The 16,729-nt window shown below is 71.2% G+C and carries 14 protein-coding genes; 4 read left to right on the plus strand and 10 right to left on the minus strand.

Annotated elements, in window-relative coordinates; genetic code table 11:
- Window positions 1-312: 312 nt before the first annotated feature.
- From purM to ACQPZF_RS40670, 3 genes are all read right to left on the minus strand, one after another.
- The gene (purM, locus tag ACQPZF_RS40660) at window positions 313-1,386 is read right to left on the minus strand and encodes a phosphoribosylformylglycinamidine cyclo-ligase (protein ID WP_433266363.1); all 1,074 of its coding nucleotides are present in this window, start codon (window positions 1,384-1,386) and stop codon (window positions 313-315) included.
- A 24-nt stretch (window positions 1,387-1,410) separates the two neighbouring features.
- Complete coding sequence (gene purF / locus ACQPZF_RS40665) at window positions 1,411-2,934, minus strand: amidophosphoribosyltransferase (protein WP_433266365.1); 1,524 nt, start codon at window positions 2,932-2,934, stop codon at window positions 1,411-1,413.
- A 105-nt stretch (window positions 2,935-3,039) separates the two neighbouring features.
- The gene (locus tag ACQPZF_RS40670) at window positions 3,040-3,771 is read right to left on the minus strand and encodes a maleylpyruvate isomerase N-terminal domain-containing protein (protein ID WP_433266367.1); all 732 of its coding nucleotides are present in this window, start codon (window positions 3,769-3,771) and stop codon (window positions 3,040-3,042) included.
- Between the two features lie 141 nt (window positions 3,772-3,912).
- Between ACQPZF_RS40670 and ACQPZF_RS40675 the strand changes: the two genes are divergently transcribed.
- Together ACQPZF_RS40675 and ACQPZF_RS40680 are read left to right on the plus strand one after the other, a co-directional pair.
- Window positions 3,913-4,227: a hypothetical protein gene (locus ACQPZF_RS40675; protein ID WP_433266369.1), complete on the plus strand. Its 315-nt coding sequence runs from the start codon at window positions 3,913-3,915 to the stop codon at window positions 4,225-4,227.
- Window positions 4,224-6,209, plus strand: coding sequence for an alpha/beta hydrolase (locus ACQPZF_RS40680; protein WP_433266371.1), 1,986 nt, complete (start codon window positions 4,224-4,226; stop codon window positions 6,207-6,209). Before ACQPZF_RS40675 ends, ACQPZF_RS40680 begins: the two co-directional genes overlap by 4 nt.
- Here ACQPZF_RS40680 and ACQPZF_RS40685 read toward each other — a convergent pair whose 3' ends face one another.
- From ACQPZF_RS40685 to ACQPZF_RS40710, 6 genes are all read right to left on the minus strand, one after another.
- Window positions 6,210-6,554, minus strand: a complete 345-nt coding sequence (locus ACQPZF_RS40685; protein WP_433266372.1) for a hypothetical protein — start codon at window positions 6,552-6,554, stop codon at window positions 6,210-6,212. It lies immediately after the preceding gene.
- Window positions 6,555-6,590: 36 nt separating this feature from the next.
- The gene (locus tag ACQPZF_RS40690) at window positions 6,591-6,968 is read right to left on the minus strand and encodes a sterol carrier family protein (protein WP_433266374.1); all 378 of its coding nucleotides are present in this window, start codon (window positions 6,966-6,968) and stop codon (window positions 6,591-6,593) included.
- Between the two features lie 28 nt (window positions 6,969-6,996).
- The gene (locus ACQPZF_RS40695) at window positions 6,997-7,803 is read right to left on the minus strand and encodes an ESX secretion-associated protein EspG (RefSeq protein ID WP_433266376.1); all 807 of its coding nucleotides are present in this window, start codon (window positions 7,801-7,803) and stop codon (window positions 6,997-6,999) included.
- A 109-nt stretch (window positions 7,804-7,912) separates the two neighbouring features.
- The gene (locus tag ACQPZF_RS40700) at window positions 7,913-9,214 is read right to left on the minus strand and encodes a PPE domain-containing protein (protein ID WP_433266378.1); all 1,302 of its coding nucleotides are present in this window, start codon (window positions 9,212-9,214) and stop codon (window positions 7,913-7,915) included.
- A 35-nt stretch (window positions 9,215-9,249) separates the two neighbouring features.
- Window positions 9,250-9,639 carry a transcriptional regulator gene (locus ACQPZF_RS40705; protein WP_433266380.1) on the minus strand — a complete coding sequence of 130 codons (390 nt, stop codon included), beginning with the start codon at window positions 9,637-9,639 and terminating at the stop codon, window positions 9,250-9,252.
- 115 nt (window positions 9,640-9,754) lie between these two features.
- Complete coding sequence (locus tag ACQPZF_RS40710) at window positions 9,755-10,345, minus strand: DUF3558 domain-containing protein (protein ID WP_433266382.1); 591 nt, start codon at window positions 10,343-10,345, stop codon at window positions 9,755-9,757.
- A gap of 137 nt (window positions 10,346-10,482) precedes the next feature.
- Between ACQPZF_RS40710 and ACQPZF_RS40715 the strand changes: the two genes are divergently transcribed.
- The gene (locus ACQPZF_RS40715; protein WP_433266384.1) at window positions 10,483-13,185 is read left to right on the plus strand and encodes a glycoside hydrolase family 2 protein; all 2,703 of its coding nucleotides are present in this window, start codon (window positions 10,483-10,485) and stop codon (window positions 13,183-13,185) included.
- Window positions 13,186-13,269: 84 nt separating this feature from the next.
- Window positions 13,270-14,337 (plus strand): glucose 1-dehydrogenase, encoded by a 1,068-nt coding sequence (locus tag ACQPZF_RS40720; RefSeq protein WP_433266387.1) that lies wholly within the window; start codon window positions 13,270-13,272, stop codon window positions 14,335-14,337.
- 142 nt (window positions 14,338-14,479) lie between these two features.
- On the opposite strand, the gene ACQPZF_RS40725 is transcribed toward ACQPZF_RS40720, so the two are convergent.
- Window positions 14,480-16,639 (minus strand): putative bifunctional diguanylate cyclase/phosphodiesterase, encoded by a 2,160-nt coding sequence (locus ACQPZF_RS40725; protein WP_433266389.1) that lies wholly within the window; start codon window positions 16,637-16,639, stop codon window positions 14,480-14,482.
- Between the last annotated feature and the right edge of the window lie 90 nt (window positions 16,640-16,729).

Consider the following 16,729-nt stretch of genomic DNA (forward strand, 5'->3'; position numbering starts at 1 on the left):
TGGCGGCTGTTCACGGACATCTACGCCGTCACCGACCCGGACGGCCGGTGCGTCGACCACTGGACGCAGGCCTGGGACGTCATCGACGACGAAGGCGGGATCTTCATCGACCCGTGCGGCCACCCGCGTGAATCGCTCGCGGTGAACACGATTGCCTCGGAGATGATCGCGCGAGCGACCGGGAAGCAACGGGAAGCACGCGGAACGGTGATATGGCTCGGTGGCGCGAACGAGGACGGGGTCCACGGGTGCGCCACCGACGCCAAGATCACCGAATTGCGAGAGCTCGCCGCCCACGCGCGGCCAGCAGCGTCAGAACCTCGGGTGGTCGCCGACCAGGGCGGTCGGCTCGGCGGACCGGCTCACCTCGCCCAGCACCCAGGCCGGGACGTGGCGGGCGGTCAGCACGGCCAGGGCGCGGTCCACGTCTTCCGGTGAGACGACGGCGACCATGCCGATGCCCATGTTGAACGTCTTCTCCATCTCCTCGCGGTCGACCCGCCCGCGCTGCGCGATCAGCGCGAACACGGGCGCCGGGGTCCACGTGCCACGATCCAGCCGCGCGGACAGGCCCTCCGGCAGCACGCGGGCCAGGTTGGCGGCCAGTCCGCCGCCGGTGATGTGCGCGAACGTCCGCACCTCGGCCTCCGCCGCCAGCGCCAGGCAGTCCTTCGCGTAGATGCGGGTCGGCTCCAGCATCTCCTCGCCGAGCGTCCGGCCGAACTCCTCCACGTGCCCGGACAGCGGCATCCGCGCGATGTCCAGCAGCACGTGCCGCGCCAACGAGTACCCGTTCGAGTGCAATCCGGACGAACCCATGGCGATCACCACGTCACCGTCGCGCACCCGGTCCGGCCCGAGCATCGCGGACGCCTCCACGACGCCCACGCCGGTGCCGGAGATGTCGTAGTCGTTCTCGCCCATCAGGCCCGGGTGCTCGGCGGTCTCGCCGCCCAGCAGCGCGCAGCCCGCCAGCACGCAGCCCTCGGAGATGCCCTTGACCAGCGCCGCGACCTTGTCCGGCACCACGCGGCCGACCGCGATGTAGTCCTGGAGGAACAGCGGCTCGGCGCCGCACACCACCAGGTCGTCCACCACCATCGCGACCAGGTCGATGCCGACCGTGTCGTGCTTGTCCAACGCCTGCGCGACCGCGATCTTCGTGCCCACCCCGTCCGTGGACGACGCGAGCACCGGCTCCTTCCAGCGGTCCAGGCGCAGCTTGAACAGGCCCGCGAAGCCGCCGATGCCGCCGAGCACCTCGGGACGCTGAGCCTTCGCCGCCCACGGCTTGAGCTTCTCCACCGCCTCGTCACCTGCGGTGATGCTCACTCCGGCGGTGGCGTAGGTGGCCTTGGCGGTGTCGGTCACGTCACTTCGTTCCATGTTCTGGGGCATCCGTAGCTGTCGTCAGGGCCGGCGTAGGGCGTCCTCGGCACCGTACCCGTTCGCCAAGACGGGAGTGGCCGCGCCCGCGACACCCCGGATGCCCTCCAGCAGGTGCTTGCCGATCAGCGCGTCCTCGGGCAGCGGGATCGGGTAGTCACCGTCGAAGCACGCCGTGCACAGCCGCGTCTTGGGCTGCTCGCTGGCCGCGATGAGCTGCTCCAGCGACACGTAGCCCAGCGAGTCCGACCCGATGGAACGGCGGATGCCGTCGTCGTCCAGGCCGTTCGCGATGAGTTCGGCGCGGGAGGCGAAGTCGATGCCGTAGAAGCACGGCCACTTGACCGGCGGGGACGCGATCCGGACGTGCACCTCCAGCGCGCCCGCCTCGCGCAGCATCCGCACCAGGGCGCGCTGGGTGTTGCCGCGCACGATCGAGTCGTCCACCACGACCAGCCGCTTGCCGCGGATCACGTCCCGCAGCGGGTTGAGCTTGAGCCGGATGCCGAGCTGCCGGATGGTCTGCGACGGCTGGATGAACGTGCGCCCCACGTAGGCGTTCTTGACCAGGCCGGACCCGTACGGGATGCCGGAGGCCTGGGCGTAGCCGATGGCGGCGGGGGTGCCGGACTCGGGCACCGGGATGACCAGGTCGGCCTCCACCGGGTGCTCGTGCGCCAGCCGGCGGCCGATCTCGACCCGCGTGGCGTGCACCGACCGGCCGGCGATCGTGGTGTCCGGGCGGGCCAGGTAGACGTACTCGAAGATGCAGCCCTTGGGCTCGGGGCTGGCGAACCGGCTGGAGCGCAGGCCGTTCTCGTCGATCGCGATCAGCTCGCCCGGCTCCACCTCGCGGACGAAGGACGCGCCCACGATGTCGAGCGCGGCGGTCTCGCTGGCCACCACCCAGCCGCGTTCCAGGCGACCGAGCACCAGCGGCCGGACGCCGTGCGGGTCACGGGCCGCGTACAGGGTCGACTCGTCGGAGAACGTGAGGCAGAACGCGCCCCGCAGCGTCGGCAGCAGCTTCATCGCGGCCTGCTCGATGCCGATGTCGGCCGCAGCCGCCGCGAGCAGCCCGCACACCAGGTCGGAGTCGGTGGTCGCGCCGTGCCTGGTGTCGACGCCCACCTCGCGGGCCTTCACCAGCAGCTCGGCGGTGTTCACCAGATTGCCGTTGTGCCCCAACGACAAACCGGAGCCGGTGGCGGTGGTGCGGAACGTCGGCTGCGCGTTCTCCCAGGTCGTGGAACCCGTGGTGGAGTAGCGGCAGTGGCCGACGGCGACGTGACCGCGCAACGACGACAGCACCTGCTCGTCGAACACCTGGCTGACCAGGCCGAGGTCCTTGAAGACCACCACCTGGCTGCCGTCGCCGACGGAGATGCCCGCCGCCTCCTGGCCGCGGTGCTGCAACGCGTAAAGCCCGTAGTAGGTCAGCTTGGCGACTTCTTCGCCGGGCGCCCACACGCCGAACACCCCGCATTCCTCCCGGGGCTCTTGCTCTTCGGTGTCGGTTCGGCCGGCTGCTGACGGGTCGGTGACCACCGAGTGCTCCCTAGCGACGAGGTCGGGCTGCACTTCGAGTGTAAGGCGAACGGGGGGTGAACCACCCCCATCGAGATGCCTGGTAAGTGACCAAACGCACCTCCGCTAGTCCAGTTTCAGCACGCTCAGCACGTTCTGGTCCCCGGTGGCGCGCAGCGGCGACCGCCCCCACAACCCGTAGTGCACGAGCTGTGCCTCTCCGGTGATCCGGAGGTCGGTCTCCTCACCCGGCCACGCGGCCCGCACGTCGGGCACGACACCGGGCTCCAGCGTCACCACCCACGCCTCCGGGACGTCGGTGAGCTGGACCAGCGCGGTGCCCTTGGCGTTCGGCGGCACGTCGGCGGCGTACTTCGCGGCGAGCAGCGTGCCGAGGGATTCCTCGATGCCGTCCACGGCGAAGTCCGTGTCCCCGTCGACGAGTTCCCGCAACGCCGCCTGCGCGTCCCACCGCCGCAGGTCGACCTCGTGCGCGATGCGCCGGTGCCACACCCAGGCCAGGTCCGGCGAGGCGGGCGAGAACGTCCAGGCGGGCCGGTTGCCGGACACCGCCGGCAGCACTTCGGCGGCCAGCGCGAGCTGGGCGTCCAGGTAGTCCAGCGGCACGACGTCGACCGGCGGCGCCGGCAGCCGCAACTGCACGGTGCTGCCGCTGCGGAGGTACTCCAGCGAGGTCTGGAGGAACCGCCCGACGTGCAAGGTCAGCTCGGTGAACGTCCAGCCCGGACAGCTAGGCACCTTCGCCGCGGGATCGGCCTTGCCGACCGCCGTGCGGAACATCGCCGCCTGCTCGGTGAACTTCTCGGTCCACCGCTGGGTGGTCCAACCTCCGGCCACGCGCTGCCTCCTAGGTCCGTGTCGGTCATCGTGCCGCACTTCGGTGTGCCGGGGCGGGGAACCGGCGATCATCCCGCTGCGTCGCACTGTTCTGGATCGAGGGCATGCCCGAGCGGCTGGCGGCACGAAGGGTGGGCGACCGTGTTCGGTGTGCGACCGGAGACCTTGCGCGCGGCGTCGAAGGAGTTCCACGACGGCGCGGACGCGACCGGCGACGGCGCGGAGCTGATCTCCATGCTCAGGCTTGACGCGGACGCGCTGGGCCGGGTTCCCGCGGCGGCCGAGTTCGTCGACGCCCTCGCCCGGTGGTCCGGCGAGCAGTCCGACGACCTGCGCCGGGGCGCGGCCTGGTACCGCGACGCGGGCGACGGCCTGACCGAGAACGCCGACGCGTACCAGCGGGCCGACGACGACTCGTCCACCTCGTTCCGCGGCCTGGAAGGCGGTCTCGCGTGAGCTACGTCGACCCGGAAGCCCTGTACGGGCAGCTCGCCTCGGGCGACGCCGGCCGGGTGGCCGCCGCCGCCGACCCCATCAGCGGCGCGATGAGCGCGGTGAGCCGGGCGCGCGACGCCGTGACCTCGGGCGGCAGCACCGCCACGTCGACCTGGCAGGGCGACTCCGCGACCAGGTTCGCCGCCCGCGCCGAGCTGTCCGGCCGGTCCGCCGTGGTCGCGGGCGAGCGGCTGGGGGCGGGCGTCGACGTCGTGCAGGCCGCATCCCGCGCGTACGGGCAGATGCGCGGCAGCGCCGACCAACTTATCGAGTTCTGGCGCGGCCGTTCGCCCGCGCTGGACGAGGCGCAGACCCGTGACCTGGCGAACCGGGTCAACGAGCAGCTCACCAACGTGAAGAACGGGTACGAGAACGTCCTGCGCTCCTACGCGTCCGCGCTGTCGAAGGTCCGTCCGGGTTTCGAGGAGACGGCGGGCAAGGACGCGGGCTGGGCCACCGCCGTCCAGCGGCTGCGCACCACCGCCGCCGTGCCGGGGCCGGGCACGGACCCGAAGCAGGTCGCGGCGTGGTGGAAGTCGCTGACGAAGGAGCAGCAGGACGAGCTGCTGCGCACCAAGTTCCAGGAACTGGGCCAACTTCGTGGCCTGCCGTCGGATGTGCTCGACCAGGCCAACCGCGCCCGCATCCAGGACGACCAGCAACGCTTCTCGGCCGAGCGCAACGAACTCCAGGCGCGGCTGGACGACCGCGCCCGCGAACTCGGGCTCGACCCGAACAAGTCCGCAGACCTGACCAAGCTGATGAACGACCCGCTGTACGCGGACCTGTCCGAGCAGCGGCAGGAGGCCGCCACCAAGGCGGAGAACGCCGAGAAGGTGCAGAAGAGCATCGCCGACGCGGAGAAGCTGGCGCGGGAAAAGGGCTGGTACAACGAGAAAGGCGAGCCGGACGTCCGCATCATGGCGTGGGATCCGTACGGCCCGCGTGGCGATGGAGCGACCGCCATCGCCTACGGCAACCCGGACACGGCCAAGAACGTCGCGGTCTGCGTCCCCGGCACCGGCTCGACCCTGGACAGCTTCTCCGTCGACCAGGCGGGCAATCTCCGGCACGCCATGGGCGCCGAGGGCAACGCCACCATCCAGTGGCTCGGCTACGACGCGCCCGGCTGGTCCCCCGGCGAGGTGGACAACCCGGCGCAGGCGCGGGAGGGCGGCGCGAACCTCGTCGCCGACGTGGCCGGCTACCGCGCGGCCGGCGCACCCGGCCAGCACCTGACCGTGATCGGCCACTCCTACGGCTCCACGACGGTCGGCTACGCGGGCATGAACGGCCTGGCGGCGGACGACATCGCGTTCGTCGGCTCGCCGGGCGTCGGCGCGTCGAACGTCAACCAGCTTTCGGTCGGTCCCGGCCACGTGTACGCGGGCGCGACCGAGCACGACCCGGTCGTCCAGGGCACGAGTTCCGACTGGTTCACCCAGGACGGCTCGTCGGTCGGCCCGTACGACGACCGGTTCGGGGCCAAGGTGTTCGGCACCGCCGACGGCACGTCGGCCCTGGGCGCGCACTCGCAGTACTACCACCCCGGTTCGGAGTCGGTGGACAACCTGGCCAGGATCGCCACCGGCAACGGCGGCGCGGTCACCGACCAGAAGTGGCACGACTCGCCGATCGGGCCCTCGCTGCCCGGCTCGCACATCCCGGTGATCGGGCCGGTGATCGACAGCGCGAGCAGCGCGGTCGTCGGGGCCGCCGACCTGGTCGGCGACGCGGGCACCGGGCTCTACAACGCCGGCCGGGACGCCTGGAACGGCAACTGGTCCGACGCGGGCACCGGTCTGCTCGACACCGGCAAAGAAGCCCTCAACGACACGGTGGACGTGGTCGTGGGCGGCGTCGGCGACGCGGTAGAGCTGGGCCGTGACGCGGTCGAGGGCGCGGGCGAGGTGTGGGACAAGACGGTCGGGTCCTGGTTCTGATCAGCCGGCGCGGCACGGACCGACGTCGGTCCGCACGCCCTCCTGGTCGAACCCGCTCCGGTCGGTCTGCCGCACCCCGCACACGACGACATCGCCGACCTCGACCCCGTCGGGCAACTGGTCGAGGTCGGCGATCCGCGTGCTGATCGGCTCGATCGACCTGGGCTCCTCCTGGTCGATCTCCAGGTTCGCGTAGGGCGGCACGGCCTTGCCCATGGACTCGGAGGCCGGGTTGAGCCGGGTGACCTTGAAGGTCACGTCGCCCGCCCACTCGCTGCCGCCGCCGCACCCGGTGGACAGGAACCCGATCGCAGCCGCGATCACCCCGACCTTCAGCGCCTTCACCCGGCCGAGCTTAGCCACGTCGGGCCCGCCGGACGGCTAGAACCGCAGCACCGGGAGCAGGGCCGACAGGTCCGCCCTGCTCCCGGACGCGGTGACCTTCGCGTCCGCCACCGCCGCCGCCCAGTCGACCCGGCCGACCGCGAGCTCCAGCCACGTCCGGGGGTCGGTCTCGATCACGTTCGGCGGCGTGCCGCGGGTGTGGCGAGGCCCTTCCACGCACTGCACGGCGGCGAACGGCGGAACCCTGACCTCCACGCTGCGCCCCGGCGCCACCTGCTCCAGGGTGCGCAGGCTGAGCCGGACCGCCGCCGCGAGCACCGGCCGTTCGGGCTGGTCCGCGGTGCCCTCCAGCCAGGGCAGCACGGCGGCCACGGCGGCGCGCAACTCGTGGGGGTCGACCGGTTTCGACGGCATCAGGCCAGGTTAGCGGTGTGCGGTGGGGTCAGAACTTGGCCGCGCGCAGCGCCTCACCGAGGAGTTCCTCCACCTGGTGCGCGAGGCGCCGGGAATCCGTCGGCGAGAACGTGCTCCACGGCACGGTCCCGTTGGACGCGCGGCGCTGTTGCAGGTACCGGCCGTCCTCGGTGTCGAAGAACGCCACCACGCGGTCCGGGCGGCAGCGCTTCCCGTACTTGTCCCGGGCCGCCGCGCCGAAGTTGCCGGTGTGCACCAGGCCGGTGAACATCTTCACCAGCGTCGTCGCGTCCTCCTGCCGCACACCGTGGTCGCGCAGCGAGTTCTCCAGGCTCTTGGGCGAGCCGTCGGACTTCTTCACCGCCGCTTCCAGGTCGGCGCTCGGCATGGTCACGGAGTGCCCGGAACCCGCCGGGTGCGCCGGCAGCGTGCCCAGCACCGCGCTCGGCAGCCCGCTGCCCGCCGCGCGGCGGAACGTCAACCGGTTGTCGGTCAGCGTGGCCACCGCACCGTCGTCGCCGTTCGCCACGGCCAGCACCCGCACGCTCTTGCCCACCCACACCCGGCCGTCGACCTCGCGCTCCGGCCGGAAGAACAGCCGCAGCAGGTGGTCCAGCTCGGGGTGCAGGCCGGTCGGCCCGCCGAGCCCGCGCGCGCCGATGCCGTGCCACACCCGGCGTTCCAGCTCGGCCCGCTCCTGGTGGGTCTTGCCCGGTGACGGGACCTTGATCACCAATGGCATGGGGCCGAGGTCGAGGCGTTCCCACAGGACGTCGAACTCCTCGGCGGAAAGGGTGATCGGCTCCCTTTCGGCCTGCCCCCCGAAAATGGTCACTTGCTGCTCCAGGTCGAACAAGCTCCGGCCCCACCCCGACGATGGGGCCCACTTGCCAGTCCAGGCCAGGACCCGCGAGGGACCTGGCCTGGACGCCACACGTCCGAACCTACTGCGGGTTCTCCCCGATCACCGGCGGGGCGACCAGGCGGTCGTCGCCGAACACGTCGTCCGTCTCGACCAGGTAGTCGGCGGCCTTGTGCTCGATGTCGTCCTCGCCGTTCGCGCCGTGCCCGGCGCCACCGGCCATGCCGCCGGCGCCCGGACCACCGGGGCGGCCCGCCGCACCGGGACCACCGGGGCCACCGGGACCGAAGCCGCCGGCACCGGCCATGCCGCCACGACCGGGCATCCCGCTCGGGTTGCCGCTACCCGGACCGCCGGGCATACCGGGACCACCCGGCATGCCGGGACCGGGGCCGAACCCGCGACCGCCGGGACCGCCAGGACCACCGGGACGCGGACCGGGACCGGTGGGCACACCCGGACGGGGACCACCGGGGCCGTTCGGACCGCTCTTCGGCGGCACACCGGGACCGACCGGAGGCTTCCAGTTGGGCGGCGGCGGACCGACCGGGGGCGGCACGGGGCCGACGACGGGCGGCTTCGGCGGCGCGATCGGCGGAGGCGGCGGGGTGGGCGTGGGCGTCGGCGGCGCCCACGACGGGTTGGTGTTGCCACCACCCGGCGGCACGACGGGCGGCGGCGGCGCGACCGGGGGCGGCGTCGGCGTCGAGGGCGGGGCCCAGGACGGCCGCGTGGTGCCGTCGCCCGGCGGGGTCCAGGTCTGCGTGCTGGTGTAGTTCGCGCTGCTCTGGTTGTAGCTGCCCGCGCCGCCGGGCGGCGGGGTGTCGACCACGACCTGCGGCGGCGGGACGAACTCGCCCAGCGTGTCGCTGTTCCACTCGCTGCTGGACTGGTAGTTGTTCATCACCTCGACGGCCTTGGCCTCGGCGTTGTCCTGCGCCGCTTCCTCGGCCTCGTGGTCCTGCTGCTGCTTGATGACGTGCATCATGCCCGCCGGGCCGCCCAGCACGCCGAGGATCTTGTCCCCGGTCGACGGGGCCTCGGTGGTCACCGGCACCGGCTCGGGCATCTCCTTGCGGGCGTCCGCGATGTAGTCGCCCTGGAGCTGCGCGGACGTCTTCATGGTGTCCGAGCCCTGCTTGGCGTCGCCCGCCCACATGGCCAGCGGGGACAGCACGTTCTGCGTCTCCTCGGCGGTGGAGCCCTCCCACTTCGCGCCGAGCTTGGCCAGCGCCGTGTGGATCGACTCGTCGACCTCGGCCAGCGCGTCGGACAGGCCCTTCCAGCCGTCCTCCACGGGCCGGGAGGCGGCGACGCCGGGCCCTTCGTTGATCATGCGGTGCAGATCGGGGTGGGCATATCCGCGCCAGCGGTGGTCACCCATCGTGCTCGCCCCCCTCGGGTGCGTAGTCCGTCACGTCAGTCTTTGTTGATGCGTCCCCAGGACGCCACGTTGTCGCCCTCGACCCGGCGGTAGTCCGCCTCGATCGCGGTGAGCTGGTCGACCACGCCCTGCAACTGCTCGCGGTACGCCAGGATCGCGTTCAACGCGGCGGCGTCGCCGGCCTCGAAGGTCTCCCGGTTGAACGCCTGCGCGGTCTCCTTGCTGACCGGGTCGCCGGCCCAGGGGCGTGCTTCGACGGCGTCTATCGCGTTCTGGATCTGCGGCTCCAGCCGGTTGAGCGCGTCGGTGAACACCTTGCGCGCCTCCGGGATCGCCGTGGGGTCGACGCTGAGCTTCTGCTGCTTCCCGCTGTACTCGGGCGGAGTCTGCGTGGAGCCCCCACCACCACCATCCGCGATGAACACGGCACACCCTCCTCAGTCCTGCACATGCCCCATCGTGTGCATTCGGGACGACTCTAGCTCTGATGCACGACGCGGGTGGTCGGTTCCCTCAGCAAAGGGAGTAGTTCCACTCGTTCTACTTCGCCATGAGATTCGCGACCACCGCGCCCGCGACCTGGGGCACGAGTTGGCACAGCGCGTCGATGTCGGTCCCGTCGAAGCTGCTGACGCCCGCTTGCACCATCTGGCCGTCGGACACGTCGACCGCGATCGTGCACTTGGGCACGCGACCCGCGTTCTTGATCAGGACCGCCGGGAAACCGCCGACTTCGAGTTTCTCCGCCTTGTCCCGCTGAGCGCTCTCGGTGTAGAACTCGATGCCCTCGGTGACGATCACGGTCGTGCCGATGAGGTACTTGCGGTCGCCGCGGTTGAAGTGGCAGGTCACCCAGTTCAGCTCCTCCACGGTGCCTGGGGTCGGCGGCTGGTCCGCGCCGAACTGGGTTCGCTGGGCCTCGGTGAGCAGGGTGCACGGGTCGACGTCCCGGACGTTGATGGTCTTCGGGCGCTTCGCCGGCTCCTTCGCGGTGGACGTCGGCTTGCCCGCCGAGGACGGCTCGCTCGCGGTGGAGCCCGGCGTGGAGCCCGACGTCGGCGAGCCGGTCGTGGTCGACGAGCAGCCCGCGAGGAGCAGTACGGCGGCGAAGAGCGGCACGGCACGGCGCATGAGGCCCAACGTATCGGATCACCGCGCACGGAGCGTCGCGAACGGGGCACTGGCGTCACTCGTTGGCGGCATTGCCGCACGACCTCGTTAAAGGAACCTTCCTTACTAAGAGCCGCCGCCTCGATTGGGGAGGAGCAATGCGCTCACGAGCAGTTCCGCTCGTGGCGGCCTTGGCGCTCGCGTTCGCCGTGCCGGACGCCGTCGCACAGCCCGCCGCACCGCCCGCCGCGCGATTCGCCGCACCGCCGGCCGCATCACCCGCCGCACAGTTCGCCGCACCGCCGGCCGCATCACCCGCCGCACGACTCGCCGCACCGTCCGACTTCACCGTCACCGCGTCACCCGGCTCGGTGACGACCGTCCCCGACTGGCGAATGCAGTCCAGCGCCCGCGCCCCGCAGAGCGGCGGCGTGATCTCGACCCCCGGCTACGCGGACACCGACTGGCTCACCGTGCCCGCCCGGTCCACCGTGCTCGCCGGACTGGTCGCCAACGGCCGCTACCCCGACCTCAACCACGGCGAGAACCTCAAGCAGGTGAACCGGAACGACTTCGCCGTGCCCTGGTGGTACCGAAAGGCGTTCACGTTCGCGCCGGAGAGCGGGACGCACACGTCCCTCAAGCTCGACGGCGGCGTGATCTCCCGCGGCGAGGTCTGGCTGAACGGCACGCTGGTCGCCGGGTCGGACCGGGTCGTCGGTGCGTACCCCACGCACGAGTTCGACGTGACCCCGCTGCTGCGCGCCGGGGACAACGTGCTGGCGGTCCGGGCGTCGTCCGCCGACCCGCAGAACGACCTGGTGATCCACTTCATCGATTGGGCGCAGTTGCCGCCGGACCGCAACCAGGGCATCTTCCGGGACGTGCGGCTGGCCACGTCCGGGCCGGTGTCGCTGCGCTTCCCGCGCGCCACGGCCGACCTGCCGCTGCCGAGCCTGGCGTCGGCCACCGTGACGGTGGCGGTGGAGGCGCGCAACAACACGGGCTCGCCGGTGACCGCGGAGGTGTCCGGGACGATCGGCCTCACGCCGTTCAGCTCGTCGGTGTCATTGGGCGCACGCGAGACGAAGACCATCGTCTTCACACAGACCGTCGACCAACCGAAGGTCTGGTGGCCGTTCCAAATGGGGGCGCAGCCGCTGTACACGGCCTCGCTGGAGGCGACCGTCGGCGGCGTCCGCTCGGATGCCGCGTCGACCCGGTTCGGCATCCGCGAGGTGTCGTCGTCGCTCGTGCAGGGCGCTCGGCAGTTCTTCGTCAACGGCGAGCCGTTCCTGGTGCGCGGCGGCGGGTGGGCGTCCGACCTGTTCCTGCGCACCGACGTGCGCCGGATCGAGGACCAGCTCAACCTGGTGCGCGGCATGGGTTTGAACACCATCCGGCTGGAGGGCAAACCGGAGAACGACGAGCTGTACGACCTCGCCGACCGGCTCGGGATCATGCTGCTCACCGGCTGGGAGTGCTGCTCGAAGTGGGAGAACTACGCGTCGTTCGACGCGGAGGACAACCGGGTCGCCGGCGAGTCGGCGGAGAGCGAGGCGCGCCGCGTCCGCAACCACCCGTCGATGCTGGCCTTCCTGATCGGCAGCGACGCCGCGCCCGGCGCGGGGCTGGAGAAGGTCTACCTGGACGCGCTGGCGCGGGCCGACTGGAACCTGCCGGTGATCTCGTCGGCGAAGGCGTTGGCTTCGCCGAAGCTCGGTTCGCCCGGCATGAAGATGGAGGGGCCGTACTGGTGGGTGCCGCCCAACTATTGGTACAACAAGCAATTGGGCGGCGCGTTCGGCTTCGCGTCGGAGATCGGGCCGGGACCGACCGTGCCGGAGCTGGACGAGCTGCGGAAGTTCCTCACCCCGGCGGACATCGCGAAGCTGACCGACTACAACGCCACGCAGTACCACCTGTCGCCGTCCACGACGTTCAACAAGTTCTCGTTCTGGGGCACGGCGCTGGACAGTCGGTACGGCAAACCGTCTTCGCCCGAACAGTTGGTGCGCAAAGCACAACTGGCGAACTACGAGACGAACCGCGCCCAGTTCGAGGCGTTCGGGCGGAACTCCTCGGACCCGTCCCGGCCCGCGACCGGTGTCATCTACTGGATGCTGAACAACGCTTGGCCGACAATCTATTGGCATCTCTACGATTACTACCTGGCCACAGCCGGGTCGTACTTCGGCGCCAAGACCGCGTTGCGGCCGTTGCACGTCCAGTATTCGTATGACGACAGATCATTGGCGGTCGTCAACACCGGGCTGGCGGACGTGCCGGGGCTGAGCGCGCAGGTGACGCTGTTCAACCTGGACGGGACCGTGAAGGCGGACGAGACCCGGCCGGTGTCGGCGCGGGGCAACGGGTCCGTGCGGGTCGGGACGCTGCCGACGCCGAGCGGGCTGTCCACGACGTACTTCGCGCGGCTGCTGCTGAAGGACGCGAGTGGCCGCGTGGTCGACCGGAACGTCTACTGGCTGTCGACGAAGGACGACAGGCTCAACTACGGCGGCTCGACCTGGTACCACACGCCGCAGTCCGCGTACGCGGACTTGAAGGGGCTCGACAGCCTGCGGCCGGGGACGGTTTCGGTGACGACGTCGTCTTCCGCCGGGGCCACCGAGGTGACCTTGCGGAACACCGGGAGTTCGGTGGCGTTCTTCGTGCGGGCGTCGGTGCGGAAGGGCGCCGGCGGGGCGGAGGTGCTGCCGACGGACTGGAGCGACAACTACGTCACGCTGTGGCCGGGCGAGTCGGTGACCCTCACCGCTCGATACCGACCGTCGGACCTCGGCGGTGCGACGCCGGTGGTGGAGGTGTTCGGGCACAACGTCGCTCGGGTCGTGCGCTGAGCGTTCGGATCGTGCACTGGGCGTTCGGATCGTGCGCTGAGCGTTCGGATCGTGCACTGGGCTTCGGGACCGTAGCCTCGCCCCGTGGCAGATTCGGGGCGAGGCACCATCAGGGCGGCGCGGGTTGTTCCGGGGAAGCCGGAGTCGGCGCGCGTGGTCGACATCGAAGTGGTCGAGCAATCGGGCCCCGGCGCGGGCATCGATGAGGTCGTGGTCGACGGGCTGCTGGTCGGGATGTGCGGGACGGACGTCGAGATCATCCGCGACGGGTTCGGCTCGCCGCCGCCGGGGCGGGACGAGATCGTGCCGTTCCACGAGTCGCTGGGGCGGGTGGTTTCCGCGCCGGACGGGTCCGGGCTCTCGGTGGGCGACCTGGTCGCCGGCGTGGTCCGGCGGCCCGATCCGGTGCCGTGTCCGGCTTGTGCGGTGGATGCCTGGGACTTCTGCTTGAACGGGCGTTACCAGGAACGCGGCATCAAGGAGCTGGACGGGTACGGGATGCAGCGGTGGAGTGTGCCGCCGAAGTTCGCCGTCCGGCTCGATCCGTCGTTGGGCGAACTCGGGGTGCTGACCGAGCCCGCGTCCGTGGTGGCCAAGGCGTGGGCGCAGGCCGAACTCCAGTGGAAGCGCTCTCACGTGGCCGGGCGGTCCGTGCTGGTGACCGGGGCGGGGCCGATCGGGCTGCTGGCGGCGCTGCTGGGCGTGCAACGGGGGTTCGCCGTGCACGTCGTGGACCGCGTGACCGACGGGCCGAAGCCCGACCTGGTCCGGGGGCTGGGCGCGGCCTACTACCCCGACCTGGCGCAGGTCACCGCCGAGGTGGACGTGGCGATCGAGTGCACGGGGGTCGCGTCGCTGATCTGGGAGACGGTGCGTCGGGCCTCCGTCACCGTGCTGACGGGTATCGCGGGCGCGCACGACCCGGTTCCGCTCGATCCCCACGTGTTCGACGACATCGTGCTGGGGAACAAGGCCGTTGTGGGGACGGTCAATGCTGGGTTGGCCGATTATCGGACCGCCGCCGATGCGTTGGCCGGGGCCGACCGGCAGTGGCTGGCAGGCTTGATCACGCGGCGGGTGCCGTTGGAGCGGTTCACCGACGCTCTCGAACGGCAGAAGGACGACGTGAAGGTGGTCATCGACCTCGGCTAGACCTCGGGCTCGCAGGTCCAGCGGGTCGAGCACGGCCAGCGGGTCGGGCAGGTCCGGCGGGTCGAGCACGTCCGGCAGGTCGAGCACGTCCGGCAGGTCGAGCACGTCCGGCGGGCCGAGCCGGGCCGAGGAAAAGACCAGGTCAGCGGCGGAGGAGTTCGTCGATCTCGTCCGGCCTCATGGGCTTGGCGAAGAACCAGCCCTGGCCGGTGTCGCAGCCGATCCGGTGCAGGCGCTTGGCCTGCGCGGGCGTCTCCACGCCCTCCGCCGTCACGCCGAGCTGCAACGCGTGCGCGAGCTGCACGAGGGTCGACACGATCTGCGCGTCGACCGCGTCCTCCTCGTCGGCCGCCCGCAGGCCCTCCATGAACGAGCCGGCGATCTTCAGCTCGTGCACCGGCAGGTGCTTCAGGTACGCCAGGTTCGAGTAACCGGTGCCGAAGTCGTCGATCGCGATCCGCACGCCCATCTCCGACAACGCCCGCAGCGCCTCCAGCGGCTCGTCGGCGGTGCCCATGATGGCGCTCTCGGTCAGCTCAAGCTGGAGGTGGTGCGGCGGCAGCGCGCACTCGTCCAGAATCCGCTTCACGTCCCGCACCAGCTCCGGGTCGCGCGACTGCCGCACCGCGAGGTTCACCGAGACGAACGGCGCGGCGTCGTCGAACTCCTCCAGCCACCGCCGGGCCTGCTCGCAGGCACGGCGCAGCACCCAGCGGCCCAGCGGGACGATCAGGCCAGTCTCCTCGGCCAGCTCGATGAACCGGTCCGGCGCGAGCCGCCCGAACTCCGGGTGCTGCCAGCGCACCAGCGCCTCGACGCCCACCACGGTGCTGTCCTCCAGCCGCACCAGCGGCTGGTAGTCGACGTAGAACTCGTCCCGCTCCAGCGCCGCCGGCATGGTCGCGGACAGGGTGAACCGGGCGACCTCCTTGGCGTTGCGCTCCGGGTCGTACAGCGCCCAGCGCGACTTGCCGTCGGCCTTCGCCCAGTACAGCGTGATGTCCGCGTCCCGCATCAGGTCGGCCGCCGTGGTGCCGGACAGCGCCCGCTCCACGATGCCGATGGACGCCGAGACGGTCAGCTCGTGCCCGCCGATCCGGATCGGGGACTCCAGTTCTCGTAACACCCGGTCGGCGACGTTCACGATGTCCTGGGTGTCCCGCGAGCCCTCCACCAGGATCACGAACTCGTCGCCGCCCATCCGCGCGACCAGCTTGCCGTCGCCGGACACCGAGTGGTCCAGCCGACGCCCGACCTCGACCAGCAACTGGTCGCCGATGTCGTGGCCGAGGCTGTCGTTGATCACCTTGAACCCGTCCAGGTCCAGGTAGCACAGGCCGGCGCGGCGGCGGGCCCGGTTGTTGAACACGCGGCCGAGGCGTTCCAGGAACAGCGCCCGGTTCGGCAGGCCGGTCAGCGGGTCGTGCAGCGCCTGGTAGCGCAGCCGGTTCTGGAGCAGGTGCCGGTCGGTGACGTCCTCGATCATCGCCACCTGGTACTGCGGCTCGCCGTGGTCGTCGCGGACCAGGGACAGCGTCAGGTGCGTCCACACCTGCTCGCCGTCGGCCCGCCGGAACCGCTTCTCCGCCCGGTAGTGGTCGCACTCGCCGGCGGTGAGCTGGTCGTAGAGCCGCCAGACGCTGGAGCCGTCCTCCGGGTGCATCAGGTCGCGGATGTTGTACTGCCGCATCTCCTCGACGCTGAACCCGAGCATGTCCTGCAACGCCTGGTTGACGTCCAGGATGCGGCCCTCGATGTCGGCGATGCCGATGCCGATCGCGGCCTCGGTGAACATCGCGCGGAACCGCGCCTCGGACGCCCGCAGCGCCGCTTCGGCCTGGTCACGGGCGTCCAGCACGGCCGCGCGGATCGCCTCCTGCTCGGCCAGCGTCCGTTCCCGCAGCGCCCGCGCGTAGCCGGCGGACAGCGCGCCCTGCAACGCGGCGAGCCGGGACCGCATCAGCTCGTCCGGGGCGATGCCCAGCTCGCTGAGCAGGTCGTCGCCGAGGAGCTGGATGGTCCGCCCGAGCGTGTCGGTTCCGGTGAAGTGCGCGTCCACCAGGCGCGCGCCGATCTCGTAGCCCGGCGCGGTGCGGAACGGGCTGGCGTGCAGCGCCTGGACCAGGATCTCGGTCAGCGCCTGGAGGTGCTCGGCGACCTCGGCCCGGGTCATCGGGACGTAGCTGCTGCCGATCACCGCGGTGGCCCAGGTCCGCGCGAACGACTCCGCCCCGGCCAGTACGGCGGGGTCGAGGTTCGATCGGCCTGGTGCCGCCACCCGATGGTCAACCTGTTCCGTCATGTCCGTCGGCCTACCGCCACAACGCAGAGGATACGGCCGGTTGCCGCACGAGGTCGACAGCCAAGGTACAGACCATTTCGCACGACACCA

This window comes from Actinosynnema sp. CS-041913 (genome assembly GCF_050942485.1).
Lineage (GTDB): Bacteria > Actinomycetota > Actinomycetes > Mycobacteriales > Pseudonocardiaceae > Actinosynnema.